The sequence below is a fragment of the Pseudomonas sp. BF-B-30 genome (assembly GCF_019956305.1).
In the GTDB taxonomy this organism is placed as follows: Bacteria; Pseudomonadota; Gammaproteobacteria; order Pseudomonadales; family Pseudomonadaceae; genus Aquipseudomonas; species Aquipseudomonas jessenii.
In genome coordinates, this window is sequence record NZ_JAHBDG010000002.1 from 122,083 (window position 1) to 148,449 (window position 26,367).

Sequence of the window (26,367 nt, forward strand, 5' to 3'; positions counted from 1 at the left end):
GAAAGTATGAGGCGTATGAACACGAATCGTGATCAATTTCCCTTGCCTGAAGACCTCAAGGTGTTCCTCACCGTCGTTCGAAAAAACGGCTTCGCCAGCGCTGCCGAGGAGCTGGGGTATTCCCCGGCGTACATCAGCAAACGCATCTCCGTGCTGGAAACCACGCTCTCGACTCGGCTGCTGCACCGCACCACACGGCGCATCGCGCTGACTGACGACGGCGAGCGGGTGCGGGTGTGGGCGGAGAAGTTGCTCGGTGACTTCGATGACTTCGTCGGCGAAATATCACAGGCGCGGCAACAGCCGATGGGTTCGCTGCACATCTGCAGCAGCTTCGGTTTCGGGCGCAACCATGTGGCACCGGCGATCTGCGAGCTGTCGCAAACCTATCCCAGGCTTGAATTGCGCCTGGACGTGTTTGATCGCGTGGTCGACATCGTCGGCGAGGGCTTCGATCTGGAAATCCGCGTGGGTGATGACCTGCCGGGCCAGCACCTGGGACGCAAACTGGTGAGCAACCGGCGGGTGCTGTGTGCGACGCCCGAATACCTGGAGCGCAGGGGTGTGCCGCAATCGCTGGCGGACTTGAAAGACCACGATTGCCTGGTGCTCAAGGAACGCAACAACGCGTTCGGCGTGTGGAGCCTGACGAAGGACGGGCAGGAAGAATCGGTACGCGTCAGCGGGCCGTTATCGTCCAACAACGGTGAGATCGTGTTGCAGTGGGCCCTGAGTGGCGGCGGGATCCTGTTGCGCTCGATGTGGGATGTGAAGCCGATGCTGGAGCAGGGGCGACTGGTGCAGGTGCTGCACGATTACACCCAGAGCGCCAACGTCTGGGCGGTGTACCCGACGCGGTTGAGCCAGTCGGCCAAGCTGCGGGTTTGCGTGGAGTTTCTCGAGGAATACTTTCGTCATCTTTCGGTTGAATGAACCACCGGCATCTCTGTAGGAGCGAGCCTGCTCGCGATGGATTCAAGAGCGCCGCGTATAGCCAGTAAACACGCGTTATCGTTGACGACCATCGCGAGCAAGCTCGCTCCTACAAAGTTCTCATCAGCCCAACCAGGGATTATCCGCCAGATGCCGGGCCTCGAAACGGCGAATCTGTTCGGCGCGTTGCAACGTGGTTCCAATGGCATCCAGCCCCAGCAGCAATGATTGCTTGCGCAGTTCATCGATCTCGAACGGGATCACGTTGCCGTCTGACAGTTCGATGGTTTGTTCCGGCAGATTGACGCTGATTCGAGCCGTTGCCGGGTTGCTGGTCAACGCGGCAATCTGATTGAGTTGAACCTCGCTCAGCTGGATCGCCAACACGCCATTGCGTTGGCAATTGTCGTAGAAAATACCGGCGAAGCTGGTGCCGATCAGGGCGCGTATGCCGACCTGTTTCAGTCCCCAGACCGCATGTTCGCGGCTCGAACCACAGCCGAAATTGGGACCCACCACCAGGAACGCAGCGTCGCTCCAGGCCGGCTGGTTGAGGATGAACCCGGGATCGGGTTCGCCGGACCCAAGGAACCTCAAGTCAAAGAACAGACCCTTGTCCAGCCCCTTGCGATCAATCCCTTTGAGGAACTGCTTGGGCATGATCACGTCGGTGTCGATGTTGGAGGCCAGGAGCGGGGCGGCGCTGCCGCTGACGAAATCGAAAGGTTGCATGGTTCAAGCCTCCAGCGCGAAGGTGCGCACGTCGGTCAGGTGCCCGGTAATCGCTGCGGCGGCGACCATGGCCGGGCTCATCAAATGGGTGCGCGCACCGGCGCCTTGGCGGCCTTCGAAGTTGCGGTTGGTGCTTGAGGCGCAGCGATCACCGGGGGCGAGCACGTCGTCATTCATCGCCAGGCACATCGAACAGCCCGACTGGCGCCATTCAAACCCGGCGTCGAGGAAGATCTGCGCCAGCCCTTCGTCTTCGGCCTGATCACGCACCAGGGTCGAACCGGGAACAATCATGGCCCGCACGTGGGCTGCCACCCGTTTGCCGCGCACGACGCGGGCGACATCGCGCAAGTCTTCGATGCGCGCGTTGGTGCATGAGCCGATGAAGGCGTGGCTGATCACCACGTCGCTGAGCGGCATGCCCGGTGTCAGGCCCATGTAGTTCAGGGCGCGTTGCATGCCCTGACGCAGGATCAAGTCAGGTTGCGCGGCCGGGTCCGGCACATGCCCGCCCACCGATGCGGCCTGATCGGGGCTGGTGCCCCAGGTGACCATGGGTTCGAGAGCCGCGACATCCAGCGTGACTTCGCGATCGAACACCGCACCTTCGTCGCTGTGCAGGCCGCGCCATTTTGCGACGGCCTGTTCCCACAGTTGGCCTTGGGGGGCGCGGGGTTTGTGTTGCAGATAAGCAAAGACCTTGTCATCCGGTCCCATGAACGCGCCTCGGGCGCCCGCTTCGACGGCCATGTTGCAGATGGTCATGCGCGCTTCGACGCTGAGGTCGCTGATCGCCGGGCCGGCGAACTCGATGGCATAGCCGGTGGCACCGGAAGCGCCGATTTTTTCGATCAGGGCCATGATGATGTCCTTGGACGTCACGCCCGTACCGAGTACACCGTTAACCGTCACGCGCATTGTCTTCAGGCGCTTGTAGACCAGGGTTTGCGAGGCCAGCAGGTGTTCGATTTCCGAAGTGCCAATGCCGAAACCGAAGGCACCGAGGGCACCGTAGGTGGTGGTGTGGCTGTCGCCGGCGGCAACGACCATGCCGGGCAGGATAAAGCCTTGTTCGGGGGCCACGACGTGCTCGATGCCCTGGCGCTTGTCCAGCACGTCGAACAGTTCGATACCGAAGTCGCGGCAGTTTTCTTCGAAGTAAGACACCTGACGAGCGCCGCCAGCGTCCGGCATGGCGGCAGTGCGTGTCGGCGCCGTGGGATTGACGTGGTCGACGACCGCCAGGGTTGCGCCCGGGCGCCAGGCTTTGCGACCGGCTTCGCGCATGCCACTGAAGGCTTGCGGGCTGGTGTACTCGTTGGCGACTTGGCGGTCGATGTACAGCAGCACGTGGCCCTGATCGTCGAGGGCGCATACGGTGTGGCTGTCGATGTGTTTTTGGTAGAGCGTTCTGGGGCTGTGCATGGAGTGGGCTCTTGTTGTCATGCGAGATCACGGAAACGTACCCACAGCATATTCGTCGCCATTCCTGCATCAAGCGCCATTAAGTGAAGGCATTGAACACGATATGTGAATTACAGCGCGCTGCTCAACGTAAAGAAACTACCTAGAACACTGCGGCAAATGCCGTTACCAATGGGGTTCGTCTCAATATCCCGCTGGTGGGGGCTGCCCTAGGCTGTGTGCTTTTGGCAAACCGGTGGGCGGAGTTGTTATGCGTTTATTTGAACTGATCACTTTTACCGTGCGGGTGCGCACGGTTGCGCAAGCGTTGGCGCAGATCGAGGCGGCGCTGGACGACCCGAAAGTCGGCGGCACGTTGATAGGCTGCTGGGCCTCGGAGATCGGCCAGTTGAACCAGATCGCCGTGCTGCGTGGCTACGCCGACGAACACCTGAGGCAAGCCGAGCGCGAGCGTTTCCTGCTGGGGGGCGGGGCGTTTGGCATCAACGAGTTCATCTGCGATCTGCGCATCGAAAACTACACGCTGTTTCCCTTCCTCGAACCCTTGAGCGCAGGCCAGCACGGTCCGTTCTATGAACTGCGCGTCTACGACCTGGTCAGCAGCGGATTGCAACCCACCCTCGACGGCTGGAGCAAAGCCATCGAAGCGCGAACTGCCGAACAGTATTCGCCGGTGTACGCGGCGTTTTATGCCACTGACGGTTCGCTGCCGCGTTATCTGCACATCTGGCCGTGGACCACTTTGGAACAGCGCCTGCAAGTACGCACCCAAGCGGTCGCCGACGGCGTCTGGCCGCCGGAAAACTCCGGCCCGCAACTGCGTGACATGCGCTCGACGATCTACCTGCCCGCGAAGTTCTCGCCCTTGCAATGACCAAAGCACGGTTTGACTGGCCGGATGCCCGCCTCAATGCAGCGCCTGCTCGTCCAGGTACTCGTTCAGGCACTCGATGAACGCCTGATGTTTGCGCGTGTGGCGTCGGTGCGCCGGGTAAATCACATGGATTTTCCGGCCGAACTGCTCAGGGTCGAGGTCGGCGTCCGGTAGCAGTTGCACCAGTTCGCCGCGCCTGAGGTAGGGCGCGGCGCTCCACTGCGGGCAGAACTGCAAACCCCGGCCGGCCAGCAGGGCGCCGAACAGGAAGTCATAGTTGTCGCTGCTCAGCCGGGGTATCGGCTGGGGGATTCGTTTGCGTTCGCCTTCGTGCTCCAACCACCAGTAATGCGGGTTCAGGGCGGGATGACGAAACAGGAGCCAATCATGTTGATTGAACGTGTGGGGTTGAACCTCCAGCGGGTTGCGTTGCAAGTAGCGGGGGCTGGCGCACAAGAGGATGCGGTTGGCGGTCAGTGGGCGGGTGATCAGGTCGGGCAGTTCCACCGGGCCGTCTCGCACCGCCAGGTCGAACCGGCCTTCGACCAGGTCGACGAACTCATCGCTCAGCACCACGTCCAGGTGCATCTGCGGGTAGCGCTCGAGAAAGCGACAGCAGACCGCATTGAGAAAGGCCGGCGCGAACGAGGGTGGAGCGGTCACGCGCAGCAGGCCATACATTTCCCGCTGCAATTGATCGATGTCTTCCCGGGCTTGCTCCAATTGCGTGAGCACTTGCCGCGAACTGGCGAGGAAAATCTCCCCGGCCTCGGTCAGCGCGATGCGTCGCGTGGAACGCTCGAACAGGCGCGTGCCCAATTCCTCCTCCAGGTGGGTGATGGCCCGGGTCAGGGCCGAGGTGGTCTTGCCCAATTGCGAGGCGGCGCGGGTGAAACTGCCCTGGTCGGCGGTTTCGACAAACATCGCGATGGCGCTGAGTTGGTCCATGCAGTGTTTCCTGTTTGGAAAGTATGTGTTGCGTGGGCCGAGTATTCTTTACTGCCGCCCGGTTCGCTAGTCTCTCGGCATTCTTACAAGAAAAAGGTGCGGGACGATGAAGCGAATACTCCAGTCGGCATTGGCCATGGCAATTGGTCTTTCCTCTATGGAAAGCATGGCGGCCGCCGATCTGATTTTGCATAACGGCAAAGTCTTTACCGCCGAGCAAGGCAAGGCCCTGCAACAGGCAGTGGCAGTGGAGGACGGAAAAGTCGTCAAGGTCGGCAGCGACGCCGAGGTGCTGGCCCTCAAGGACCCCGGCACGCAAGTCATCGACTTGCAGGGCAAGGTGTTGATGCCCGGCCTTATTGACACCCACAGCCACGCGGTGTTTGGTGGGATGAAGCTCAAGTCCGCCGACCTTGAGACACAAATGCTGCCGTTCGACGAACTGGAGCAGCGCTTGCGCGAGTGGCGCGACAACGGCAAGGCACGGCATGGCGACATCCTGGTCGTCGGTGGAACACCCTCGACCTACTGGAGCCAGGTGGCGGAGATTGAAAAGCGCTTCAACCAGGGCGAGTGGGCAGGCACGCCGATATTGTTCGTCGGTTGGGATTATCACACCGGTTGGGCCAACAAGGCCCTGCTCAAACGCGCCGGTATCGATGCCGAGCGGGTCAAGGCACTCGCTGGCGAAGCGGTGGCGACCATCGGCCACCATGACGACAACACCCCCAATGGTTTCGTCGCCGATGCCGGTCTGTCGGCGGTGATGTCGCAGCTGCCGCCCGCCAGTCTTGAGCAATTGATCGGCGCGGCGCAAGCTGCCCGCGATCTTTACCTCAGCCTGGGCGTGACGGCCCTGATGGACCCGGCGGCCAACGCGGTGCCCGGGGATGCGTTGTTCGACTTCAAGCCCACGGTGAAAAATGTCGGGGTGCTGCCGGCCTACAAGGCGTTGGCGGACAAGGGCGAACTTCGTATGCACGTGGCGGCCTTGATGGTCGTCAACCCCAAGAGCAAACCCGCCGACCTTGAGGTCATGGAGCAGGTCCGCCAACAGTTCGCCGACGTCGACAATCTCAGCCTGCCGGGCATCAAGGTGTTTGCCGATGGTGTGGCCGAGTTTCCGGCACAAACCGCCTCGTTGCTGTCGCCCTACAAGAACTCGCTCAAGGGCGGCGAATTGCTGATCGACCCGGCGCACTTCGGCGAATTGGTGGGCGCTGCCGATGCCCGCGGCTGGCTGGTGCATGTGCATGCCATCGGTGATCGTGCGGTGCGTGAATCCCTCAATGGCATCGAGCAGGCGCGTCGCGAAGGGCACAACAACGTGGCCCACTCCGTCACCCACTTGCAGATGGTCAACCCCAAGGAATTCACCCGGTTCAAGCCGCTCAACGTCATCGCATCGATGCAGCTTTACTGGGCATCGGCAGACGAGCTGAGTATCGATTTGCTGCAGCCTTACATCAATGCCATGCAATTTCAGTTCATGTACCCGGCGCGTTCGTTGCTCAAGAACGGCGCGACCATTTCCGGGGCCAGCGACTGGCCGGTGTCGACACCGGATCCGTGGAAAGCGATCGGGCAAGCCATCAGCCGTAGAGGCCCCAAGGGGGTGCTGAACCAGGCAGAAGCCATCGACCGCGAAACCATGTTCAACGCCTACACCCGCAACGCCGCGAAAACCATTGGCCTGGAGCAGCAGATCGGTACGCTGACCCCTGGCAAGCAAGCCGACATGATCGTTGTCGATCGCGATGTGTTCAGCGCGCCGGAAACGCAACTGGCCGACACCCAAGTGCTCAAGACTTACTTCGCCGGCCGCGAAGTCTACAGCCGCCCGTAACCCCCCCCTGTTCGCCCACCCTTTGCCCTGCCGGCAAGGGGAGGGCGAAGCCTTGCCAACTTAATAATAAGAAAGGACCTGAAACATGCATCGCCCTGCATTGACCCTGTTTGTCGCCTGCACTTTTTTGCCGTTGGCTGCCCACGCCATTACGCTGAACGATGACTTTCAGCTGATGCTCAAACCGGCGGTGGTCAGCGACTACCGCAGCCGTGGCTTGTCGCTGACTCTGGGCGACCCGGCTGCGCAACTGGACGCCACACTGCTGCACAGCAGTGGTGCCTACGCCGGGGTCTGGACCTCCAATGTCGATTTCGGCCTGAACTATAAAACCCGGTTGGAGCAGGATTTCTACGCGGGCTTCTTCAAGCAGATCACCGATGACGTCAGCCTCGACCTTGGCTACCTCAAGTACACCTACGCCAGGCAGTCGGACTTCAATCAGAGCGAGGTCTACGCCATCGTCAAAGCCTATGGTTTCAAGTTCGCCAGTTACTACTCCAACGATTTGCAGACTTTCGTGGGCAAGGACCAGGACACCCTCTACACCTGGTTGGGCTACAGCTACGCGCTACCGGCGGACACGGGGCTGGAGGTGCGCTATGGCCGATTCGATTTCAAGGATGACGTGTTCATTGCCGGTAACGGCGATGCCCGCGGCGACTATCACGAGTGGGAGGCCCGGTTGACCCATAGCGCCGTGGGCGTCGACTGGGCGGTGGCTTACATCGATACCGATCTTTCCGCGCACGAGTGCGCGAGCTACTACGGCTATGGCAACGTGTGCACCGCCACCGTTGTGGTCAGCGCCAGCAAGAACTTCTGATCCGGTCCCGGCAGGCACGCCCGTGCATGCCATCGCTGTTGGATTATCTGGCCAACATCTTCCGCGTCGGTGGGCAGGATCAGTGGCTAGGTATCGCAAGAACTTAGGCCAAACTTAAAGTTACAGTACCAGCGTCTAGTGTCGTACATGTGGAGCAGCCTCATGAAGCTAAAATGTCAGCCGATGTTAGTTGTAAAACCTCAATTTCGGATGGCTATCAATGGCTGAATCGACATGGTTACAAACGGCTGCGGCTTCACTCCTAACCGCAGCTTTAACTCTCGCAGGTACAAGCTGCCAACAGGCTCATCTGGACGAGCGGGCCGACCGGGAAAAGTTTCTCGACGGCGCCCAAGTGACCGCCCAGGAAACCAGTCGTTTATTGGATGAGGGCTATAACGCCCTCGCACAACTACTCAAGGGGATGGATCAAAAGGGATGGCGCGAGTTTTCCAAGGGGCCAGCTGATGACTACATGGAGTTCCACCGTCGCTGGCGTCAGCAGCTGATCGCGCAGCATTTCAAACTATCCCGATATTACGGAAAGGACATGGCAAACGACCTCATTCACATCGATGAGATCGATAGGCATCCCGTAGATAATCTTCAATCACCCAATCCCTGCACACCGGCAGGTAGCGAAAATGATTTTGATATCGCCAAGCTCGCACTTCAGACAGAGTGCTACGCGCGATTTGCAACGCTACAGCAAGACATCATCAACGACAAAATCAAAGAAAAAAACACAGATGATCTATTTGACACCATGGGTTCTCAGCGCGACACAGTACAGACAGCCTGGAAATTGATTGAGCATTACGACAAATCGTCCGTGAGTTTTTTGCGAAGACTAAATGCAAAGTTTACGCAGTGAAATGTTTCTAACGTAACCGGTGGCCTTGGCAAAAGCTGACGGGCCAGATCGCGCCCCTGTGCTACCAGTTTCTGTGAATACTTCTCCATTGGTAAAAAGCCACTAGTAAGCGGCTTTGGTTTTTATCAATCGTTACGCTGGACCTGCTCAACACTGCGGATAGTGACCACAACCATGGGAAGATATGGGGTGTTGCGATGACTTAAATCTACATTGTCAGGTGGTGGCGCATTTGGGATATCGTGCCAAAGCGGTAATACCCGCCAAGACAAAAAGCGTCGGACACCTAGCCGAATAATCTCCGTATCCCAGTCCAAAACACCACTCGTATCCTTATAGTGCTTCAACTCTTCCCAAATACTATTTGGCAGCATGTGCGGCAAATTCAGCGAGAGCCAATTCTGACGTTGCTGGTAAACAGTACTATTCAGGCGATGGCCTCATCGGCATTTTGCTGCTCATGTAAATACATCAACAGCCAGCGCTCCAGCGCCCATTTCTTAGGGTGAGCACTCACTCGAGCCTTCCAGTGCCGCCTTTTTAATTGATCCACTCCTAACGTCCTGACTGTCGAGCGGGAAGCAGATCAAGTCCGTTTTCGTTTTACTGGTCAAGGCAGAACCGTGTTGGCAGGTGCGAACGAGCGAACCACCACGAAAGCCCACGACCCACCCAATTCAGTAATTCCCTTGCACCACACGCAAAAAACTCCAACCTTATTTATCGCACCTCAAGGTCAGGATTTTTCGCGCGTGGCATCAGCGAATACAGCCGGGTATGTAAGTGTGAGTCGCGGCTTTCTTCAGAAACGATCCAGCCTGTACGGCGCAGTCGCCGGCAGGCTGTGGGGCTGGGTGCCAGTCAAGGGCGAGGCCATTTGCGCGATCATTTCCGCCGTGACCGCCGCCTGGGTCAACCCCAGATGCTGATGACCGAAAGCGAGCAGGACCCTGCCGTCGCACACCCGGTCGATGATCGGCAGGGAGTCGGACAAGGACGGCCGGAAACCCATCCACGGCGTGGCGGCTTCAGCACTCAGGTCGCGTTTGAACAGGCCTTTGCTCAGGCGGTGCAACTGCCAGGCGCGTTCCATGGTCGGTGGGCAGTCGAGGCCGGCGAACTCGACGGTGCCGGCCAGGCGCAGCCCGTCAGCCATCGGCGTCATGATGAACTTGCGCTCCAGCGAGGTGACGGCGAACGGCAAGCGCCCGTGTTCGTGGGGCAGCATCAGGTGATAGCCACGCTCGGTGTCCAGCGGCACCTTCTTGCCGGTCAATGCAGCGGTGAGTTTGGCGGAATGGGCGCCACAGGCCACCAGCACGTGTCGACTGCTGACGCGTCCTTGATCGGTGATCAACGACACGCCGCTTTCATTCAATTGCCCACCCTCGACCCGCTGCTTGAGGAACTGCACGCCGCTGCTTTTGGCCGCGTGCACCAGTTCGCCGACCACCTGGAAGGGATCGAGAAAATGCCCGGTGCGCGGGAAGAACAATCCGCCCCGGAGCTGCTCGCTGAGTTGCGGCGCCGCATCGCGTACCGCCTTGGCCCGCCAGAAATCCACCGGCACTTGTTGCTGGCGCATGCGCGCCTGTAGCGCTTCGATGGCCTGTTGCGAGTCGGCGCGCTCGAACACCAGCAACGAGCCATCTTCCTTGAGCAACCCGGGGCGGTCGATAGTCTCCAGCAACCGGTGCCAGGCCCCCAGGCTGCTTTCATTGAGCGCGCGGATGCCGGCCACGGTGCGTTGGAACGGCGCCGGTCGCAGGTTGAGCAACAGGCGTGCGAACCAGGGCAGGGCCCGGGGCATGTATTTCCAGTCCAGGCGCAGCGGGCCCATCGGGTCCATGAGCATGGCGGGCAGGCGTTTGAGGATCGACAGGTCGGCGATGGGGAACACCTGCTCGGTGGCCAGGTGCCCGGCGTTGCCGAACGAGGCGCCACGACCGGGCTCCTGCTGATCGATGACCACCACCCGCCGGCCCTGGCGCGCCAGGCGCAGGGCGCAGGCGACGCCGATGATCCCGGCGCCGATCACGGCAACGTCCGACACTGCATTGGGGCTGTTGAAAAGGGAGTCGTTGGACATGGCCTAGGCTTCTCTCTGGCCGTCGAGCAGGCGACGCAACTGCAATGGGTTGCTGTGCTTGAGCGCGGCCGGCAACAAGGCGTCCGGGAAGTCCTGATAGCAGACCGGACGCAGGAAACGCAGAATGGCGGCGGTGCCGACCGAGGTGGTGCGCGCATCGGACGTCGCCGGGAACGGGCCGCCATGGACCATGGCATCGCACACCTCGACCCCGGTCGGCCAGCCATTGACCAACAGGCGTCCGGCCTTGCGCTCCAGAGTCGGCAGCAATGCCTTGGCGCTCTCCACGTCGGCATCGTCCAGGTGCAGGGTGGCGGTCAACTGGCCTTCCAGGTTTTCGATGACCTGGCGGATTTGCTCGTCGTTGGCGCATTGCACGATCAGCGACGCGGCGCCGAACATTTCTGCCTGCAACGCCGGGTCGGCGAGAAATTCACTGGCCCGGGTGACGAACAGGTGGGCCTGGCACTGGTTCGGGGTTTCGCCCTTCAAGCCGACGGCCACTGTGTCAGCGTGGGCATGCTCGGCCAGCGCACTGATACCGGCCTCGTAGGCCTTGAAAATACCGGGGGTGAGCATGGTCTGCGCCGGGCTGCGCTGTAGCAGTTGCGCAGCCGACTGGATGAAGCGCTCTAGGTCCGGGCCCTGGCGGGCAATCACCAGACCTGGGTTGGTGCAGAACTGGCCGGCGCCTTGGGTGAGGGACGCGACGAAGCCTTGCGCCAGAGCTTCGGCTCGCGATTGCAGGGCTGCCGGGAACAGCAAGACCGGGTTGATCGAGCTCATTTCCGCATACACCGGGATCGGCTCGGGACGCGCCTGGGCCGCGTTGCACAAGGCGATGCCACCGCCGCGCGAGCCGGTGAAACCCACGGCCTTGATGCGCGGATCGGTGACCAGGGCGATGCCCACTTCGCGGCCGGAGCCGAACAACAGCGAAAACACGCCTTCGTGCAGCCCGCACAGTTTGACCGCACGGGCCAGGGCTCGGCCCACCAGCTCGCTGGTGCCGGGGTGCGCGCCATGGGCCTTGACGATCACCGGGCAACCGGCGGCCAGCGCCGACGCGGTGTCACCGCCGGCGACGGAGAAGGCCAGGGGGAAGTTGCTGGCGCCGAACACCGCCACCGGGCCGAGCGGCACCTGACGCTGACGCAGGTCCGGGCGGGGCAGGGGCTGACGCTCCGGCAGCGCGGAGTCGACCCGTACATCCAGCCACTCACCGGCACGCACGGTGCGGGCAAAGGTTCGCAACTGCTGGCAAGTGCGGCCCCGTTCACCCTGGATGCGCGGGCGTGGCAGGCCGGTCTCGGCCACGGCGCGGTCGATCAACTCATCGCCCAGGGCTTCGATTTCGCTGGCGATGGTTTCGAGGAATTCGGCGCGGGCCTCCAGGGACGTCGCGCGGTAGCTGTCCAGAGCACTCCACGCCAGGGCGCAGGCCTGTTCGACGTGTTCGCCGCTGCCACCGTGATAGGCCGGTTCAAGAGGTAGATCCGTGGCGGGATCGATGCCGCGGATCGCTTCGCGGTTGCCGGCGATGGCCTGCTGGCCGATCAACATGTTGCCTGTCAGAGTCATGGTCTTTCCTGAAACAAAGAGGGGGGCGTTGCGAAAAAAACGCCGTACCGCCGTGGGCGAAAATAAAGGCGGCGCACCTTGGCACGCCGCTGTACAGGCTGAATGTCAGGCGAAGTTCTGCTCGGCCGACCACTGCTCGTACCACTGGCGGAACAGCGCGTACTGGTTCTCGGCATAACGACGCTGGGCATCGCTGAGCGCATCGGTCTCGTTGAAGTGCAGGGTGTATTCCTTGTCGCCATTGAGCACCATCAGGTGCTTGTAGTAGAGCACCAGGTCGCACCCCTCATCGAAGGACGACAGCACCGCCAGTGCCGATTCCAGTTCCCGCGCCTGACGACGCGCCTTGGCATCGCCCTTGGCCGCTTGTTTGCTCAAGGCCACCAGGCGCAACACTTCGCGTGGCAGCGCGTTGCCGATGCCGGTGATGGCGCCGGTGGCGTTGCAGTTGACGAAGCCATGGACCACCTGGGTGTCGACACCGACCATCAGGGTCACGTCATCATCCTTGGAGGTGATGTGTTCGGCGGCGTAGCGCAGGTCGGCGGCACCGCCAAACTCCTTGAAGCCGATCAGGTTCGGGTACTCGCGGCGCAGTTCGAAGAACAGGTCGGCGCGGGTGGCGAAGCCGTAGTAAGGGCTGTTGTAGATCACCGCCGGCAGGCCTGGAGCGGCTTTTAGGATCGCGGCGAAGTGGGCTTTTTGCGCGGTGGCCGAAGCGCCGCGAGACAGCACGCGAGGGATGACCATCAAGCCATGGGCACCGACTTTGGCCGCGTGTGCCGCATGGGACACCGCTTCGCGGCTGTTGACGGCACCGGTGCCGACGATGGTCGGAACACCGGCGGCCACCAGGCGCGCCACGCCTTCCTGACGCTCGGCTTCGGTCAGCAGCGGCCAGTCGCCCATGGAACCGCAATACACCACGGCGCTCATGCCAATGTCGATCAGCTCGCGACCCTTGGCCACCAGCGCGTCGAAGTCCGGCTTGCGCTCGGCGGTGCATGGGGTCATCAGTGCAGGGATGCAGCCAGTGAAAATGTTGTCGCTCATTGTGTTGTCACTCCTTGAGGCGTTCATTCAGATTTGGTTAGGGAAAAGGCGTGGGGCTCAAATGCCCCACGCAAAGGGGTCCTGTTCGTCGATCAGCAAGGTGCTGTCGGCGGTCATGTAGGCGCGGCCGGTGATGAAAGGGATGATGTGTTCGCTTTCCCATTCGTAGCTGCCGACAAATTGGCTGGCGGTGATGCTGGCCTGGACCCAGGGTTCACCGGCGACCAGTTTCCCGTCGGCCGCCAGGCACGCCAGTTTTGCGCTGGTACCGGTCCCGCAGGGCGAGCGGTCGTAGGCCTTGCCCGGGCACATGACGAAGTTGCGGCTGTCGGCGTGATCGTCGTCGGCAAACAGTTCGATGTGGTCGATCAGCGCGCCGTCTTCACCGTGGATGCCCTGGGCCTCGAGGGCCTTGAGCATTGCCCAGGTGTACTCGGTGAGGAACTCGACGTTGTCGATCTGCAAGGCCTGACCGTGATCGGACACCAGGAAAAACCAGTTGCCGCCCCAGGCGATGTCGCCGTACACGCGGCCATGCCCCGGCACTTCGACCGGCACCTGTTGGCGGTAGCGGTAGGCGGGCACATTGCGCAGGGTGACGTTGCCGTCCTCATGCAGCGTGGCGCTGACCGGGCCGACCGGCGTATCGATCTTGTGCTCGCCGGGCTGGATATGCCCCAGGTAATGCAGCGAGTTGACCAGGCCGATGGTGCCGTGACCGCACATGCCGAGGTAGCCGGCGTTGTTGAAGAAGATCACGCCGCAAGTGGCATCCGGCGACACCGGTTCGCAGTACAGCGCCCCCACCAGCACATCGTTGCCACGGGGCTCCAGCAGGCAGGCGCGACGCCATTGGTCATGCTGCTCGCGCAGGGCATCGCGCTGCTCGGCCATGGTCCGGCCGGGCAACTGGGGCAGGCCCGACATCACCAGGCGAGTCGGCTCGCCGCCGGTGTGGGAATCAATGACATGTACTTTTTTCATAAACCTTTCCATTTGAGGAACACGCAGGCTTTGCTGGCCTGAATTTCAGCGAGAGGTCTGGGCGGATACACCGATCGGACGCTGGCCTGTGGTCGTGCCGGTGTGAACAGGATCGGCTTGGCTTTCACCGTCCTCGTCTTCCAGGCGAACCAGATGCGCCGGCACCCCGGTGGCCGCGCCCCAGTAGTAGATGCCCATGGCGCAGGCCGCCACGACCACGGTGTCGAAGGGATGGGTGAGTACGCCCATGCCGCCGAAGCTGCCGAGCCAGGACAGCACGATAGTCACGGCGTAGAAGCCGATCAGCCATGCCGAAGAGCGCACTTGTTGGGCCAGGCTCAGGTGTTGGGTCGGCACGAAACGACCGCACAGGAGGTAGATCACAAACATCAGGATCTGCAGGCCGAGTAGCCAGGACACGGTGCTCCAGCCCGACCAGTAGACGATCAGCGCGGCGATGATGAATGACACCGGGCCCAGGACGCCCATGCGCTTGACCTTGAACGGCCGCGGCATGTCCGGCGCATTGCGGCGCAGGGCGGCCACCGACACCGGGGCGACGGCATAGCTCAGTACCAGCGCGGCGGAGACCACATTGATCAGCGCTTCCCAGGAGGGGAAGGGCAGGGTCCAGAACACCGACAGGGCGAAGGTCAGCCACAGCGCCGGACGCGGGATGCCGGACTTTTCGTCAATGCGGGTGAAGACCTTGAAGAAGGTGCCGGTCTGCGCCCAGCCGTAGATCACTCGCGGTGTCGCGTTCATGTAGATGTTGCCGCAACCGCTGGGAGAGATCACCGCGTCGGCCACCACCAGATAAGCCAACCAGCCCACACCCAATGCCAGGGCGATGTCGCGGTAGGGCAGGGCCAGTTCCTTGGCCACGCCGGCCCAACCGTTGGCGAGCATTTCGGTGGGCACGCCGCCGAGGAACGCCACTTGCAACAATACATAGATGGCGGTGGACAGCAGTACGGAGAGGATCAGTGCAATCGGGATGGTGCGTTGTGGATTCTTCACTTCGCTGGCCACCGAGATGATCGGTGTCAGCCCCAGGTAGGCGAAGATAATGCCGCCGGCGGACACCGCCATCTCGACACCTGACAGCCCGAACGGCATGAAGCCCTGGGACTGGAAGTTCTCTGGTTTGAAGAAGGTGAACAGCACGCCGATCACCAGCAGCGGCACGATGAACTTGAACATGCTGATCAAGTTGTTGGCCTTGGCGAACGTTTTCACGCTGTAGTAGTTGAGCATGAAGAACAGGCACAGCAGGCCGAATTGAACCAGCCAGCCAATCGCCGTTGGATTGCTGGAACCGGCCTGGGTCAATGCGGGAAACCACGCAGCGGCATACTGGCGCGCGGCGACCACCTCGATGGCCACCAGGCTGGAAAACGCGATCAGCGTAATGAAGCCCATCAGGTAACCCAGCAACGGGCCGTGGGAGTAAACCGGGTAGCGAACCACACCGCCGGCACGGGGCAGCGCAGCGCCGAGTTCGCAGTAGACGATGCCCAGCAGCAGCACCGCAAAACCGCCCAGCAGCCAGGAAAAGATCCCCGCCGGCCCCGCGATGGCGGACACGTGACTGGCTGCGAACAACCAGCCGGAACCGAAGATGGCCCCCAGTCCGATAAACGTAAGGTCTATCAACGAAAGTTGTTTTTTGAACTTGCCTTGGCCTGACATGGCATCGCCTTCTTGTGAGTTATTGGATAGGCAGGTGTGCACTTCAAGACGCCCCGGTCGGTTTTGCCGAGGAGGGCGGTGGCCATAGAGTGAACTTGGCGGCGTGCCCGCGATTGATGTTTTCCTTGGGTGTCGATGACGAAATCAGCACAATGGGCAGATGCCGATCATTGGGAGAAACAGGTTCATGACTCAGGATGCGTTTGCGCTGTTGTGCCAGGGCGACGACTCGAACCGCCCCGAATCCATCGAGCAACTGCTGGCAGGCATTGCGCTTTTGCTGCCCATGCTGGATGTCATTCCGAATGCGGCGATCTTTATCAAGGATGTCCAGGCGCGCTATGTCATGGCCAACCGCACGCTGGTGCAACGCTGTGGCTTGAAGCAGCTCCAGCCGCTATTGGGAAAAACCAGCGCCGAGGTGTTCCCGGAGCAACTGGGGCCTGGTTACACCGAGCAGGACCGGCGGGTGCTGGAGCAGGGGCTGGTGCTGGAAGACCAGTTGGAGTTGCATCTGTACGGCAGCCGGGAACCCGGTTGGTGCCTGACCCATAAGCGCCCCTTGTATAACCGCCGCAATGAAATCATCGGTCTGGCGGGCATCTCGGTCGACCTGCAATCGGCCAGTGACACGCACCCGGCGTACCAGCGCCTGGCGGCAGTGGACGAGCACATTCGCGCGCATTTCAACCGTCGCGTCACCCTCGGCGAGTTGACGCGCATCGCCGGTATTTCCGTGGCGCAACTGGAACGCTACTGCAAGCGCGTGTTTCACCTGACGCCACGGCAGATGATCCAGAAGGTTCGCCTGGAACACGCGCATCGACTGCTCCACACCGATATTCCGATCACCGAGGTCGCCCTGCAATGCGGCTATACCGACCACAGTGCGTTCACCCGGCAGTTCAAGGCATTGACCGGTTTCACCCCGCGCCAGTACCGGCAGGCCACCGGTCACCAGCAGCCGTCCGGTCTGGATTAGCGACGCGCCGCCAATGGCCCTGTAAACTGGCCGCGCAAAAGGCGCCTGCCTCACCACCTCAAGCAAGAGAGTCCTCATGGCAAACCAAGACCTGACCTTCACCCCTGATCCTGATGCGGATTCGATTTCCTCCGACGTTGTCGGTTTCGGCGGTGTGCTGGTCTCCACCCAGATCCCCACCCGCGCCGACGGCAGCCTGGAACTGGGCGACATCACCCTGCAAAGCGAATGCACCCTGCAAGCGCTGAAGGTCGCGCTGGAGCGAGCCGGCAGTTCCATGGATCGCGTGATGCACCTGACCATCTACCTCACCGACATGGCCGACCGCGCCGCGTTCAACGAGGTCTACAAGCGCTACTTCGCCAAACCCTGGCCGGTGCGCGCTGCTGTCGGGGTTGCCTCGTTGGCGGTTGAAGGCATGCGCGTGGAAGTGACCGCGATGGCGGCCAAGGCCTGACCGCTACAACACACACAACCCTGTAGGAGCGAGCTTGCTCGCGATGAACATAAGGGCGACGCGTGCATACAGAATGCCCGCGTCATCGTTAACGTCCATCGCGAGCAAGCTCGCTCCTACAGGGATTGAGGCCAGCTCGAAGCACCACCTGGCAGCGCACGGGTGCCGGTCAGGTGTTTCGCCGCTACAATGCACGCCTCGACCGTGACAAGCCTGACTAAAAAAACTATGTCTTTGCCCAAACATCACCTGGAATTGCTCAGCCCTGCCCGCGATGTCGCCATCGCCCGCGAGGCCATCCTGCATGGCGCCGATGCCATCTACATCGGTGGCCCGAGCTTCGGCGCCCGCCACAATGCCTGCAACGAAGTGAGTGATATCGCCCAATTGGTGGAGTTCGCCCGTCGCTACCACGCCCGGGTGTTCACCACCATCAATACCATCCTGCACGACAACGAACTGGAACCGGCCCGCAAGCTGATCCATCAGTTGTACGACGCCGGCGTCGATGCGCTGATCGTCCAGGACCTGGGGGTGATGGAGCTGGACATTCCGCCGATCGAGCTGCACGCCAGTACCCAGACTGACATCCGCACCCTGGAGCGAGCGAAGTTTCTCGATCAGGCCGGTTTCTCGCAACTGGTGCTGGCCCGCGAGCTGAATCTCCAGGAGATCCGCGCCATCGCCGACGAAACCGACGCAGCCATCGAGTTCTTTATCCATGGTGCGTTGTGCGTGGCGTTTTCCGGCCAGTGCAACATTTCCCACGCGCAAACCGGGCGCAGCGCCAACCGTGGCGACTGCTCCCAGGCCTGCCGTCTGCCGTACACCCTCAAGGACGAAAAGGGTGGGGTGATCGCCTACGAAAAGCACCTGCTGTCGATGAAGGACAACAACCAGAGCGCCAACATCCGCGCCCTGGTCGAGGCCGGCGTGCGCTCGTTCAAGATTGAAGGCCGCTACAAGGACATGGGCTATGTGAAAAACATCACCGCCTACTATCGTCAGCGCCTCGACGCCGTGCTCGAAGACCGCCCGGACCTGGCCCGTGCCTCCAGCGGCCGCACCGCGCACTTCTTCCTGCCCGACCCGGAAAAAACCTTCCACCGTGGCAGCACCGATTATTTCGTCACTGACCGCAAGATCGACATTGGCGCCTTTGATTCGCCGACCTTCACCGGTCTGCCGGTGGGTGTGGTCGAGAAAGTCGCCAAGCGTGACATGCAGGTCGTGACGCACGAGCCGCTGTCCAACGGCGACGGCCTCAACGTGCTGGTCAAGCGGGAAGTGGTGGGTTTCCGCGCCAACATCGCCGAACCCAAAGGCGAATTCGAGGAGGACGGCGAGAAGCGTTATCGCTATCGCGTCGAGCCCAACGAGATGCCGGAGGGGATGTACAAGCTGCGCCCCAACCATCCGCTGAATCGCAACCTTGATCACAACTGGCAACAGGCGCTGCAAAAGACCTCCGCCGAGCGTCGCATTGCCCTGAACTGGGTCGCTTGCCTGCGTGAAGAGCAGCTGGAACTGACCGCTACCAGCGAAGAGGGCATCAGCGCCAGCGTCACCCTGGCCGGCCCGTTCGGTGCCGCCAACAAGCCGGAACAGGCGCTGGAGCAATTGCAGGATCTGCTCGGCCAACTGGGTACCACGCAGTACCACGCCATCGACATCAAGCTGGACGCGCCGCAGGCGTACTTCATCCCCAACTCGCAGCTCAAGGCCCTGCGCCGTGAAGTGATCGACGCCTTGACCGAAGCGCGGATCGCCGCCCACCCGCGTGGCAGCCGTAAGGCCGAGACCACGCCGCCGCCGGTGTACCCGGAGTCGCACCTGTCCTTCCTGGCCAACGTCTACAACCAGAAGGCCCGCGACTTCTATCACCGCCACGGCGTCAAGCTGATCGACGCGGCCTACGAGGCCCACGAGGAAACCGGCGAGGTACCGGTGATGATCACCAAGCACTGCCTGCGTTTCTCCTTCAACCTGTGCCCGAAACAGGCCAAGGGCGTGACTGGCGTGCGCACCAAGGTTGCACCGATGCAGCTGATACACGGCGATGAAGTGCTGACGTTGAAGTTCGACTGCAAGCCTTGTGAAATGCACATCATCGGCAAGATGAAAGGCCACATCCTCAACCTGCCGCAACCGGGCAGCGTGGTGGGGCACATCAGCCCCGAAGACCTGCTCAAGACCATCCCGCGCGCACCGCACTGAGTGACCGGTGAGTGCGCCGCAACGGCGCGCTCACCTGTTCCAGCCTGAAACCTCTTTTGCTGAATTCCAGACGCTGACGATAAACCTGGAGCTGGCGGTCGACACTATTTACAGGTATCGGCGACGGCCTTTTCAGCTCGTTTGAATTCCTGTTTGACGTCGGTCGGGATGCGTTGCCTTTTCAGTTCCTGACCGAGGAAGGGTTGTTCGCCTCGGGACTGGACCTCAGCCTCCTCGGCCGTTATCTGCGCCTCGATGGCAGCGGCGTGCTTGTCGATGACGGCATCGACCTCGGCTTCATTCCTGGCGGTATCGAGTGCCAGGACCAACTGGCCGGCCTCGGCTTTTTCGGCTTCGGCATAGGCTTCGACCGTCAACCCGGAGGCCAAGGCTCGCGCTTGGGTTTCCAGGTCATTCAGGTGCTCCCGGGCGGCCTTGCAGACCGCTTCCTGTCGCTGGTTCTGGATGTGTTCCCAGGTGTTCAACCCATAAACCGCGGTCCCGAGTACCAGAAGGGTTGCAGCGGCCCCCATTAATTTGCCTTTCACTTTTGGCGCCCTCAAATGGCAAGGGAAGGGTGTTGCATAAACGATTCCCGATTCAATTCGAGTAAAGAAAAGCGTAGCAGAGCTGTTCGGGCTGAATGTGCGCCGATAAATCCCCGAGATCCGGCTCAACACTAAGCGACTGTTTTAATGAACAATTTTTTTTGTTTGGGCTTCCCATACGAGGAAAAAGTTGGTAAATTTGCGCCCACTCTTGCAGCGGCCCTCAGGGAACCAGTCGCGAGAGCAGGCAACAGGTCTTGTTGCCACTCAAGAAAGCGAGTGCCAGGCACTCATCGCAACAGATACAGGGGCGTCGCCAAGCGGTAAGGCAGCAGGTTTTGATCCTGCCATGCGTTGGTTCGAATCCAGCCGCCCCTGCCATTTTTTTATTCCTGCATAATCAGAAAACACTCGACCGACGGTTATTATTCGTCGATTCGTTGGTTTTTTGCCTCCCGTTCCCCGGTCGCACTGGCGCCACTACCGAAAGCGCTCCGGAATGGCCTCGGCAAACGGGTACCAGGAAAAATACGGCCTTGCCTCGTCGATGACCCGCTTGACCGAGGACCTTTGGGTCAACCTGTCGAAATAAGCACTCAAGTGGCGGTGATCACCGGGAAAGGGTACGAGGGTGCTGGCGTAGAACAGTGCCGGGGCGGCGGCACAGTCGGCCATGCTGAAAGCGGGGCTGGCGACCCAGGTTCTTGCCGTCAGTTGACGTTCAAGCATGCCGTACGCCGTCATTAGCGCGGTGCGTTCGCGGGTCAGGTCGCCGTTTGCGGCATTGATTCTGTCAGCGACGATCTTCTGCATCGGCACCTGGATGTGCAGGTCGAAAAAACGATCCCACAGACGCACCTCCAGCGCGGTTTCCCAGTCGTCCGGAACCAGATGCACCAGGCCAGGATGAAGCCGGTCCAGATACTCAATGATCACACTCGACTCCGGCACATCCTTTTGCCGGGCGTGATCGCGCAGCACCGGAAACTTGCCGATCGGCCACAGCGCTTGAAGCTCGGCCCGGTCAGCCTCGTTGCCCAGGTCTATGACCCTTTTTTCAAACTCGATTCCCAGTTCATAGAGAGCGATCAGCGCTTTGTGGCAGAACGACGAGAGCGGATGGAAATAAAGAGTCAGTGACATCCTGCAATTCCTCGGTGGGATGAAAACCACCTGATTATCCGTCGCTATCGGCCGATGCGCGAGGTGCTCCGCCCTGATGCTCGGCGCCTGCTGTTCGGGTTAGAGTACAAGCCTTCTGGCCTGAACATCAGGCATGCCACGTTTAGGGTCATATCGCCATGCACCAGATCGGACTCATTGTTTACCCCGGCTTCCAGGTTCTGGGCCTGGCCATGTGTGCCGCCTTCGAGTTGGCCAATAGCGCCGGCGACGAGCCGTTGTACCGCATTGCATTGCTGTCCGAGCCGGGTGGCCTGGTGCAAACGTCCGCCGGTTTTGCAGTGCAGACCGAAGCGTTCGACCAGCGCACGTTCGATACGCTGCTGGTCCTGGGCGACAACCTGATCCGCCCGACCACGCCGGGCATGTTGGAGTTTCTGCGTCGCGCCAGCCACGGCACCCGGCGTCTGGGCTCGATTTGCACGGGGGCGATTGCCTTGGCCCAGGCCGGTTTGCTTGATGGTCGGCGGGCGACCACCCACTGGGCGCATGTGCCGGCCTTTCGCAAGGCGTACCCGAACGTGAAGGTCGAGGAAGACCGGATCTTCATCAACGACGGCAACGTCTGGACGGCTGCCGGCATGAGCGCTTGCGTCGATCTGGCGCTGGCCCTGGTGGAGAACGATCTGGGCGTCGACGTTGCACGCAAGGTAGCGCGACAATTGGTGGTGTATCACCGGCGCTCCGGCGGACAGTCGCAGTTTTCGGTGATGCTGGAGCTGGCCCCCAAGACCGATCGCATACAGGCCGCGCTGAATTACGCCAGGCAGAATCTCAAGTCCGCGCTGTCGGTCGAGGAGCTGGCCAGTGCGGCCAATCTCAGCCCTCGGCAATTCAGCCGGGTGTTTCATGCCGAAACCGGCCAGTCTCCGGCCAAGGCCATCGAAAACCTGCGGGTGGAGTCGGCCCGGTTGATGATGGAAACCGGACGGCACTCTATCGATGCGGTAGCGACGGACACCGGCTTTGGTGACCGGGAACGGATGCGCCGCGCTTTTATTCGTGCGTTCGGGCAGCCGCCGCAGGTGATTCAGCGTGCCAGTCGGGGCTGAATCGTGATGTCCTGAAAGGTGGTGTATACGACATTCAGGTCTTAATATTATTTGCGTAATATTTATCTCGTTGAAACCTTTCCCTCAATGAGATCACCGCCATGACCCTCGTCAAAGCCGCCGCCGTACAAATCAGCCCTGTTCTTTACAGCCGAGAAGGCACCGTCGACAAAGTGGTGCAGAAGATTCTCGAACTCGGCGAGCAGGGTGTGCAATTCGCCGTATTCCCGGAAACCGTGGTGCCGTACTACCCGTACTTTTCCTACGTGCAGTCGCCATTCGAAATGGCCGCCGAACACCTCAAGCTGCTGGACCAGGCAGTCACCGTGCCTTCGCACGCCACCGATGCCATCGGCGCTGCGGCCAGGCAAGCGGGGATGGTCGTGTCCATCGGCGTCAACGAGCGCGATGGCGGCACGTTGTACAACACGCAGCTGCTGTTCGATGCCGACGGCTCGCTGATCCAGCGTCGCCGCAAGATTTCCCCGACCTACCACGAGCGCATGATCTGGGGCATGGGCGACGGCTCCGGCCTGCGGGCCGTCGACAGCGCGGTAGGGCGCATCGGGCAACTGGCCTGCTGGGAGCATTTCAACCCGCTGGCCCGTTATGCCTTGATGGCCGATGGCGAACAGATCCATGCGGCCATGTACCCGGGGTCGTTTGCAGGTCCGCTGTTCGCCTCGCAAATGGAAGTCAGCGTTCGTCAGCATGCTCTGGAGGCCGCGTGCTTTGTGGTCAACTCCACGGCGTGGCTGTACCCCGAGCAACAGGCGCAGATCATGGCCGACACCGGTTGCGCCATCGGCCCGATCTCCGGCGGTTGCTATACCGCGATCATCAGCCCGGATGGCACGGTCCTGGGTTCGTTGCAGGAAGGTGAGGGCGAGGTGATCGCCGACCTCGACATGGGCCTGATTGACAAGCGTAAACGCATGATGGATTCCCGAGGCCACTACAGCCGCCCGGAACTGCTGAGCCTGCTGATTGACCGCACGCCGCAATCCCATGTGCATGAGCGCAGCGCGCATCCGAAACTGACCGAACAGACCGGGCTGGAAGAGGTGATGGGTTAGTTCCGGGGAAAAAAAACAGGGGACTTCATGGAAGTCCCCTTTTTGTTTGTCGGCGTTGCAGCTGTCGTTTCAGCGTCGCCAGAAGTAACGCGCCAGCAGCGCATCGATGCCGAGCTTGCCGCCACCCGACAGCAACAGCGGCGTGAGGGCCACAAGATAGATCAAAGGCAGCTTGAAGTTGCCGTAACCTTTGTTGCTGATGGCATAGCCTTGGGCGAGTTCACTGAGAGTGTGCCAGTCGGCGGGCCAATGGACGGCGGCGGTTGCGACGAGGGTCACCACCATCAGGCTCAGCGCCGAAAAACGTGTGCCCAGGCCCACCAGCAAGGTCAGGGCGAAGATCAGTTCGGCCCACATCGACAGTTCCCAGTTCAGCGTCGCTGGAAGGTGGTCGAACGGAAACGGGAAGCGCTCCTGGATATCGGCGAACCAGTTCTGGCCGTTGAATTTTTCCAGGCCGGACTCGAAGAATTCCCAGGCGAGGAACACCCGCAGTGCCAGGGGGGCAACCCAGTCGCCGGCACGGTCGAGGTTCAGGTGCAGGCCTTTCACGGCCGAAGAAACGGAGGTGTTCATGGGCGTAGTTCTCTTTCAGGTCAGGGCGGCGGGGCAACGGCATACCCCCGAGAGTTGAGCGCTTTGATCGGCTTGGCCAATCGACAGGCGTATTTCATCAAAGGGGTGTATCTGCGGTGTGTCGTTGTGGCGGGGTTTTGAGTGCGGGGTGTGTCTGGGGTGGGGCTGTATACACTGAGATACGTAACCATGGGGTTTTTCATCCAATGCACAACCAGGGTGGGAGCGGGCTTGCTCGCGAATACGGTGTGTCAGCAGCCATCAATGTGGCTGACACACCGCATTCGCGAGCAAGCCCGCTCCCACAGGGGATCGCCGGTGCGAAGCGTGACGCTCCGGGGAAATTGCTATACATTTTCTGGCCGCCCCCTGCATGGTGAAACCGCTTCATGTCTCTTGCGCTCGAACGTCTAGTCGCTGGCACGCCAATCCCTTTCGCCGGTAATCGTGTCACTGTCGTCAGCCCCGAACTGGCGCAACGCTTCCAGCCCGGTGACCACCTGCTGGTGGAGCAGGTCAGCGGCGAGTTGCTGCTGATCCCCGTGGCGGACCAGCACGCGGCCAACGTCGCGATCGAGCGCGCCCAGGCGGCATTCACCGCGCTGTCGGCAGTGTCCGATCAAGCCATCAGCGCCTTCTTCGACCTGTTTGCCCAACGCCTGGAAACCGCGCAATGCTGGGCCTTGATCGAAGCCGCCAACCTGGCCGACATCGAACGGGCCAAGGCGCGCGGTCGCTCGACCACCCGGTTGCTGGCCGATGAGCGCATGCGTCGCGACATGATCGCCGGCCTGCGCGCCTGGCGCGATGCACCGGCCAGTCGTGGCAAGGTGATCAGTTGCGTCGAACACGATGGCTGGAAAGTCGAGCAAGTGGTCTCGCCGCTGGGCATCGTCGCGTTCGTCTTCGAAGGCCGGCCGAATGTGTTTGCCGACGCGGCCGGTGTATTGCGTACCGGCAACACCGCCGTGCTGCGCATCGGCAGTGATGCGTTGGGCACCGCCCAGGCGATCGTCACCCATGCACTGAACCCTGCGCTGAGCGACGCCGGTTTGCCGGCCGGTGCCGTGTCGCTGGTAGAAAGTGTCAACCACGCCGCCGGTTGGGCGATGTTCGCTGACCGGCGCCTGTCATTGGCAGTGGCCCGTGGTTCGGGTCGCGCCGTCAGCCAGTTGGGCAGCATCGCGCAGCAGGCTGGCACGGCGGTCAGCCTGCACGGCACCGGTGGCGCCTGGTTGATCGCCAACGCCGATGCCGACGCCCCGCGCTTTGCCGCCGTGGTGCGCAACTCCCTGGACCGCAAGGTCTGCAACACCCTGAACGTCTGCCTGATTCACCGCGACCGCGCCGCTGAACTGGTGCCGCTGTTCCTCGACGCACTCAAGCAGGCCGGCACCGCACGGGGCCAGGGCTGCAAGCTGCATATCGTTGAAGGCAGCGAGTCGCACCTGCCGCAAGACTGGCTGGCTGCAACGGTCCAGGTATACCGTGCCGAAGGCTATCAGAGCGAGGCGCAGGCCGAGCCGTTGCCGGAAGACCAATTGGGCCGTGAATGGGAGTGGGAAGAAACCCCGGAAGTCAGCCTGAAGATCGTCGACAACCTGGACGATGCCATTGCCTTGTTCAATCGCTACAGCCCGCAATTCACCGTGTCATTGATCAGTGAAAGTGCCGAGGCTCAGGAGCGTTTCTACAACGCGGTCAACGCGCCTTTTGTCGGCAATGGCATCACCCGTTGGGTCGACGGCCAGTACGCGTTGAACAAGCCGGAACTGGGGCTTTCGAACTGGGAGAGCGGGCGCCTGTTTGCTCGCAGTGCGATTCTCTCGGGTGATGGCGTGTTCACCATTCGTAGTCGCATGACCCAGGTCGATCTGGGCGTCAAACGCTGAGATGGCGGAACTTGTGACCGCTGCAAGCCCGCTCCCACAGTTGATTTTTACTCCAGCATAAAAAAGCCTGCTCCTTATCGGGAGCAGGCCTTGTTTATCAATAAGTCAGTAATGACTCATCCTAATCAGTAGAACCGGTCAATCACCCGAACTTCGTTCTGGTTCTGCATCGAGGCCCAGGCCTGTTTCAGGGTTTGCAGAACATTACCGATGAAGTCCTTGTCGGCCGCGGCCTTCTTGCCGACATAGCCCTGGCCGCGACGGTACATCTTCAGTCGGGCGAGCAGGTTCTGGTTGTTCTGGTCGAACTCTGCTTCATGGGCGTGCGGCGACAGGCAGTCGATATGAACCTGGCCACACTTGCTGATCCAGAGAATATGGTTGTCGTGGCTGTCTTTCTTTGCAGCGAAGATACGAGCCAGTTCATCGATAGTTGGTTGATTGTTCAGATTCATCATAAAGCCCCTTGACCAATTGGTGATCTTTCAAAGTTGATTCGCTAATACAGGTAGCCCATCGGTTAGTTGA

24 protein-coding genes and 1 tRNA gene are annotated in these 26,367 nt (G+C 61.1%); 12 read left to right on the top strand and 13 right to left on the bottom strand.

Features of this window, described 5'->3' with window-relative positions; genetic code table 11:
- Positions 1-15: 15 nt before the first annotated feature.
- Positions 16-933, top strand: coding sequence for a LysR substrate-binding domain-containing protein (locus KGB29_RS01345; RefSeq protein ID WP_057715257.1), 918 nt, complete (start codon positions 16-18; stop codon positions 931-933).
- 123 nt (positions 934-1,056) lie between these two features.
- Here KGB29_RS01345 and leuD read toward each other — a convergent pair whose 3' ends face one another.
- Together leuD and leuC are read right to left on the bottom strand one after the other, a co-directional pair.
- Positions 1,057-1,665 carry a 3-isopropylmalate dehydratase small subunit gene (gene leuD, locus KGB29_RS01350; RefSeq protein WP_150814499.1) on the bottom strand — a complete coding sequence of 203 codons (609 nt, stop codon included), beginning with the start codon at positions 1,663-1,665 and terminating at the stop codon, positions 1,057-1,059.
- Between the two features lie 3 nt (positions 1,666-1,668).
- On the bottom strand, positions 1,669-3,090 hold the full coding sequence (leuC, locus tag KGB29_RS01355; protein ID WP_150814498.1) for a 3-isopropylmalate dehydratase large subunit: 1,422 nt from the start codon (positions 3,088-3,090) through the stop codon (positions 1,669-1,671).
- Between the two features lie 250 nt (positions 3,091-3,340).
- Between leuC and KGB29_RS01360 the strand changes: the two genes are divergently transcribed.
- Entirely contained in the window at positions 3,341-3,964 is a 624-nt protein-coding gene (locus KGB29_RS01360; RefSeq protein ID WP_150814497.1) for an NIPSNAP family protein, read from the top strand.
- A gap of 33 nt (positions 3,965-3,997) precedes the next feature.
- On the opposite strand, the gene KGB29_RS01365 is transcribed toward KGB29_RS01360, so the two are convergent.
- Positions 3,998-4,912 (bottom strand): LysR family transcriptional regulator, encoded by a 915-nt coding sequence (locus KGB29_RS01365; protein WP_150814496.1) that lies wholly within the window; start codon positions 4,910-4,912, stop codon positions 3,998-4,000.
- A 106-nt stretch (positions 4,913-5,018) separates the two neighbouring features.
- On the opposite strand from KGB29_RS01365, the gene KGB29_RS01370 reads away from it, so the two are divergent.
- From KGB29_RS01370 to KGB29_RS01380, 3 genes are all read left to right on the top strand, one after another.
- On the top strand, positions 5,019-6,758 hold the full coding sequence (locus KGB29_RS01370; protein WP_150814495.1) for an amidohydrolase: 1,740 nt from the start codon (positions 5,019-5,021) through the stop codon (positions 6,756-6,758).
- Positions 6,759-6,843: 85 nt separating this feature from the next.
- Entirely contained in the window at positions 6,844-7,584 is a 741-nt protein-coding gene (locus KGB29_RS01375) for a TorF family putative porin (protein ID WP_150814494.1), read from the top strand.
- A gap of 220 nt (positions 7,585-7,804) precedes the next feature.
- Positions 7,805-8,458, top strand: a complete 654-nt coding sequence (locus KGB29_RS01380) for a hypothetical protein (RefSeq protein WP_150814493.1) — start codon at positions 7,805-7,807, stop codon at positions 8,456-8,458.
- Between the two features lie 427 nt (positions 8,459-8,885).
- Here KGB29_RS01380 and KGB29_RS28615 read toward each other — a convergent pair whose 3' ends face one another.
- From KGB29_RS28615 to KGB29_RS01405, 6 genes are all read right to left on the bottom strand, one after another.
- On the bottom strand, positions 8,886-9,011 hold the full coding sequence (locus KGB29_RS28615; RefSeq protein WP_256356011.1) for a hypothetical protein: 126 nt from the start codon (positions 9,009-9,011) through the stop codon (positions 8,886-8,888).
- A gap of 249 nt (positions 9,012-9,260) precedes the next feature.
- Positions 9,261-10,547: an FAD-dependent oxidoreductase gene (locus KGB29_RS01385; RefSeq protein WP_150814492.1), complete on the bottom strand. Its 1,287-nt coding sequence runs from the start codon at positions 10,545-10,547 to the stop codon at positions 9,261-9,263.
- A gap of 3 nt (positions 10,548-10,550) precedes the next feature.
- A complete protein-coding gene (locus tag KGB29_RS01390; RefSeq protein ID WP_218544088.1) occupies positions 10,551-12,128 on the bottom strand; it encodes an aldehyde dehydrogenase (NADP(+)) in 1,578 nt (525 codons plus the stop codon).
- 105 nt (positions 12,129-12,233) lie between these two features.
- On the bottom strand, positions 12,234-13,181 hold the full coding sequence (locus KGB29_RS01395; protein ID WP_057715248.1) for a dihydrodipicolinate synthase family protein: 948 nt from the start codon (positions 13,179-13,181) through the stop codon (positions 12,234-12,236).
- Positions 13,182-13,238: 57 nt separating this feature from the next.
- Positions 13,239-14,165 (bottom strand): 4-hydroxyproline epimerase, encoded by a 927-nt coding sequence (locus tag KGB29_RS01400; protein ID WP_150814975.1) that lies wholly within the window; start codon positions 14,163-14,165, stop codon positions 13,239-13,241.
- 45 nt (positions 14,166-14,210) lie between these two features.
- Positions 14,211-15,857, bottom strand: coding sequence for an APC family permease (locus KGB29_RS01405; protein ID WP_150814976.1), 1,647 nt, complete (start codon positions 15,855-15,857; stop codon positions 14,211-14,213).
- 187 nt (positions 15,858-16,044) lie between these two features.
- Here KGB29_RS01405 and KGB29_RS01410 point away from each other — a divergent pair, with 187 nt between their 5' ends.
- The 3 genes from KGB29_RS01410 to KGB29_RS01420 all read left to right on the top strand — a co-directional run bounded on the left by KGB29_RS01410 (position 16,045) and on the right by KGB29_RS01420 (position 19,513).
- On the top strand, positions 16,045-16,839 hold the full coding sequence (locus KGB29_RS01410) for an AraC family transcriptional regulator (protein ID WP_150814977.1): 795 nt from the start codon (positions 16,045-16,047) through the stop codon (positions 16,837-16,839).
- A gap of 76 nt (positions 16,840-16,915) precedes the next feature.
- Positions 16,916-17,296 (top strand): RidA family protein, encoded by a 381-nt coding sequence (locus KGB29_RS01415; protein WP_150814978.1) that lies wholly within the window; start codon positions 16,916-16,918, stop codon positions 17,294-17,296.
- Between the two features lie 228 nt (positions 17,297-17,524).
- Positions 17,525-19,513 (top strand): peptidase U32 family protein, encoded by a 1,989-nt coding sequence (locus KGB29_RS01420; protein ID WP_090454936.1) that lies wholly within the window; start codon positions 17,525-17,527, stop codon positions 19,511-19,513.
- 104 nt (positions 19,514-19,617) lie between these two features.
- Here KGB29_RS01420 and KGB29_RS01425 read toward each other — a convergent pair whose 3' ends face one another.
- The gene (locus tag KGB29_RS01425; protein ID WP_057715243.1) at positions 19,618-20,046 is read right to left on the bottom strand and encodes a hypothetical protein; all 429 of its coding nucleotides are present in this window, start codon (positions 20,044-20,046) and stop codon (positions 19,618-19,620) included.
- A 321-nt stretch (positions 20,047-20,367) separates the two neighbouring features.
- On the opposite strand from KGB29_RS01425, the gene KGB29_RS01430 reads away from it, so the two are divergent.
- A tRNA-Gln gene (locus KGB29_RS01430) sits at positions 20,368-20,442 on the top strand.
- Positions 20,443-20,541: 99 nt separating this feature from the next.
- On the opposite strand, the gene KGB29_RS01435 is transcribed toward KGB29_RS01430, so the two are convergent.
- On the bottom strand, positions 20,542-21,204 hold the full coding sequence (locus KGB29_RS01435; RefSeq protein ID WP_150814980.1) for a glutathione S-transferase family protein: 663 nt from the start codon (positions 21,202-21,204) through the stop codon (positions 20,542-20,544).
- Positions 21,205-21,362: 158 nt separating this feature from the next.
- Here KGB29_RS01435 and KGB29_RS01440 point away from each other — a divergent pair, with 158 nt between their 5' ends.
- Both KGB29_RS01440 and KGB29_RS01445 read left to right on the top strand, forming a co-directional pair.
- Entirely contained in the window at positions 21,363-22,295 is a 933-nt protein-coding gene (locus tag KGB29_RS01440) for a GlxA family transcriptional regulator (protein ID WP_150814981.1), read from the top strand.
- 101 nt (positions 22,296-22,396) lie between these two features.
- Positions 22,397-23,371, top strand: coding sequence for a nitrilase-related carbon-nitrogen hydrolase (locus tag KGB29_RS01445; RefSeq protein ID WP_150814982.1), 975 nt, complete (start codon positions 22,397-22,399; stop codon positions 23,369-23,371).
- Positions 23,372-23,440: 69 nt separating this feature from the next.
- Here KGB29_RS01445 and KGB29_RS01450 read toward each other — a convergent pair whose 3' ends face one another.
- Complete coding sequence (locus KGB29_RS01450; protein ID WP_150814983.1) at positions 23,441-23,947, bottom strand: DoxX family protein; 507 nt, start codon at positions 23,945-23,947, stop codon at positions 23,441-23,443.
- Positions 23,948-24,336: 389 nt separating this feature from the next.
- Between KGB29_RS01450 and KGB29_RS01455 the strand changes: the two genes are divergently transcribed.
- A complete protein-coding gene (locus KGB29_RS01455) occupies positions 24,337-25,839 on the top strand; it encodes an aldehyde dehydrogenase family protein (protein ID WP_150814984.1) in 1,503 nt (500 codons plus the stop codon).
- Positions 25,840-25,964: 125 nt separating this feature from the next.
- On the opposite strand, the gene KGB29_RS01460 is transcribed toward KGB29_RS01455, so the two are convergent.
- A complete protein-coding gene (locus tag KGB29_RS01460; RefSeq protein WP_032829393.1) occupies positions 25,965-26,294 on the bottom strand; it encodes a hypothetical protein in 330 nt (109 codons plus the stop codon).
- Between the last annotated feature and the right edge of the window lie 73 nt (positions 26,295-26,367).

What these genes read in the sequence shown, in the direction of transcription:
- KGB29_RS01415 (WP_150814978.1), top strand. Translation starts at nt 16,916, where the DNA reads ATGGCAAACCAAGACCTGACCTTCACCCCTGATCCTGATGCGGATTCG.
- KGB29_RS01450 (WP_150814983.1), bottom strand. Translation starts at nt 23,947, where the DNA reads ATGAACACCTCCGTTTCTTCGGCCGTGAAAGGCCTGCACCTGAACCTC.
- KGB29_RS01365 (WP_150814496.1), bottom strand. Translation starts at nt 4,912, where the DNA reads ATGGACCAACTCAGCGCCATCGCGATGTTTGTCGAAACCGCCGACCAG.
- KGB29_RS01455 (WP_150814984.1), top strand. Translation starts at nt 24,337, where the DNA reads ATGTCTCTTGCGCTCGAACGTCTAGTCGCTGGCACGCCAATCCCTTTC.
- KGB29_RS01390 (WP_218544088.1), bottom strand. Translation starts at nt 12,128, where the DNA reads ATGACTCTGACAGGCAACATGTTGATCGGCCAGCAGGCCATCGCCGGC.
- KGB29_RS01400 (WP_150814975.1), bottom strand. Translation starts at nt 14,165, where the DNA reads ATGAAAAAAGTACATGTCATTGATTCCCACACCGGCGGCGAGCCGACT.
- KGB29_RS01375 (WP_150814494.1), top strand. Translation starts at nt 6,844, where the DNA reads ATGCATCGCCCTGCATTGACCCTGTTTGTCGCCTGCACTTTTTTGCCG.
- KGB29_RS01345 (WP_057715257.1), top strand. Translation starts at nt 16, where the DNA reads ATGAACACGAATCGTGATCAATTTCCCTTGCCTGAAGACCTCAAGGTG.
- KGB29_RS01385 (WP_150814492.1), bottom strand. Translation starts at nt 10,547, where the DNA reads ATGTCCAACGACTCCCTTTTCAACAGCCCCAATGCAGTGTCGGACGTT.
- KGB29_RS01420 (WP_090454936.1), top strand. Translation starts at nt 17,525, where the DNA reads ATGTCTTTGCCCAAACATCACCTGGAATTGCTCAGCCCTGCCCGCGAT.
- KGB29_RS01440 (WP_150814981.1), top strand. Translation starts at nt 21,363, where the DNA reads ATGCACCAGATCGGACTCATTGTTTACCCCGGCTTCCAGGTTCTGGGC.
- KGB29_RS01410 (WP_150814977.1), top strand. Translation starts at nt 16,045, where the DNA reads ATGACTCAGGATGCGTTTGCGCTGTTGTGCCAGGGCGACGACTCGAAC.
- KGB29_RS01370 (WP_150814495.1), top strand. Translation starts at nt 5,019, where the DNA reads ATGAAGCGAATACTCCAGTCGGCATTGGCCATGGCAATTGGTCTTTCC.
- KGB29_RS01425 (WP_057715243.1), bottom strand. Translation starts at nt 20,046, where the DNA reads ATGGGGGCCGCTGCAACCCTTCTGGTACTCGGGACCGCGGTTTATGGG.
- KGB29_RS01460 (WP_032829393.1), bottom strand. Translation starts at nt 26,294, where the DNA reads ATGAATCTGAACAATCAACCAACTATCGATGAACTGGCTCGTATCTTC.
- KGB29_RS01395 (WP_057715248.1), bottom strand. Translation starts at nt 13,181, where the DNA reads ATGAGCGACAACATTTTCACTGGCTGCATCCCTGCACTGATGACCCCA.
- KGB29_RS01435 (WP_150814980.1), bottom strand. Translation starts at nt 21,204, where the DNA reads ATGTCACTGACTCTTTATTTCCATCCGCTCTCGTCGTTCTGCCACAAA.
- KGB29_RS01380 (WP_150814493.1), top strand. Translation starts at nt 7,805, where the DNA reads ATGGCTGAATCGACATGGTTACAAACGGCTGCGGCTTCACTCCTAACC.
- KGB29_RS01445 (WP_150814982.1), top strand. Translation starts at nt 22,397, where the DNA reads ATGACCCTCGTCAAAGCCGCCGCCGTACAAATCAGCCCTGTTCTTTAC.
- leuD (WP_150814499.1), bottom strand. Translation starts at nt 1,665, where the DNA reads ATGCAACCTTTCGATTTCGTCAGCGGCAGCGCCGCCCCGCTCCTGGCC.
- KGB29_RS01360 (WP_150814497.1), top strand. Translation starts at nt 3,341, where the DNA reads ATGCGTTTATTTGAACTGATCACTTTTACCGTGCGGGTGCGCACGGTT.
- KGB29_RS01405 (WP_150814976.1), bottom strand. Translation starts at nt 15,857, where the DNA reads ATGTCAGGCCAAGGCAAGTTCAAAAAACAACTTTCGTTGATAGACCTT.
- leuC (WP_150814498.1), bottom strand. Translation starts at nt 3,090, where the DNA reads ATGCACAGCCCCAGAACGCTCTACCAAAAACACATCGACAGCCACACC.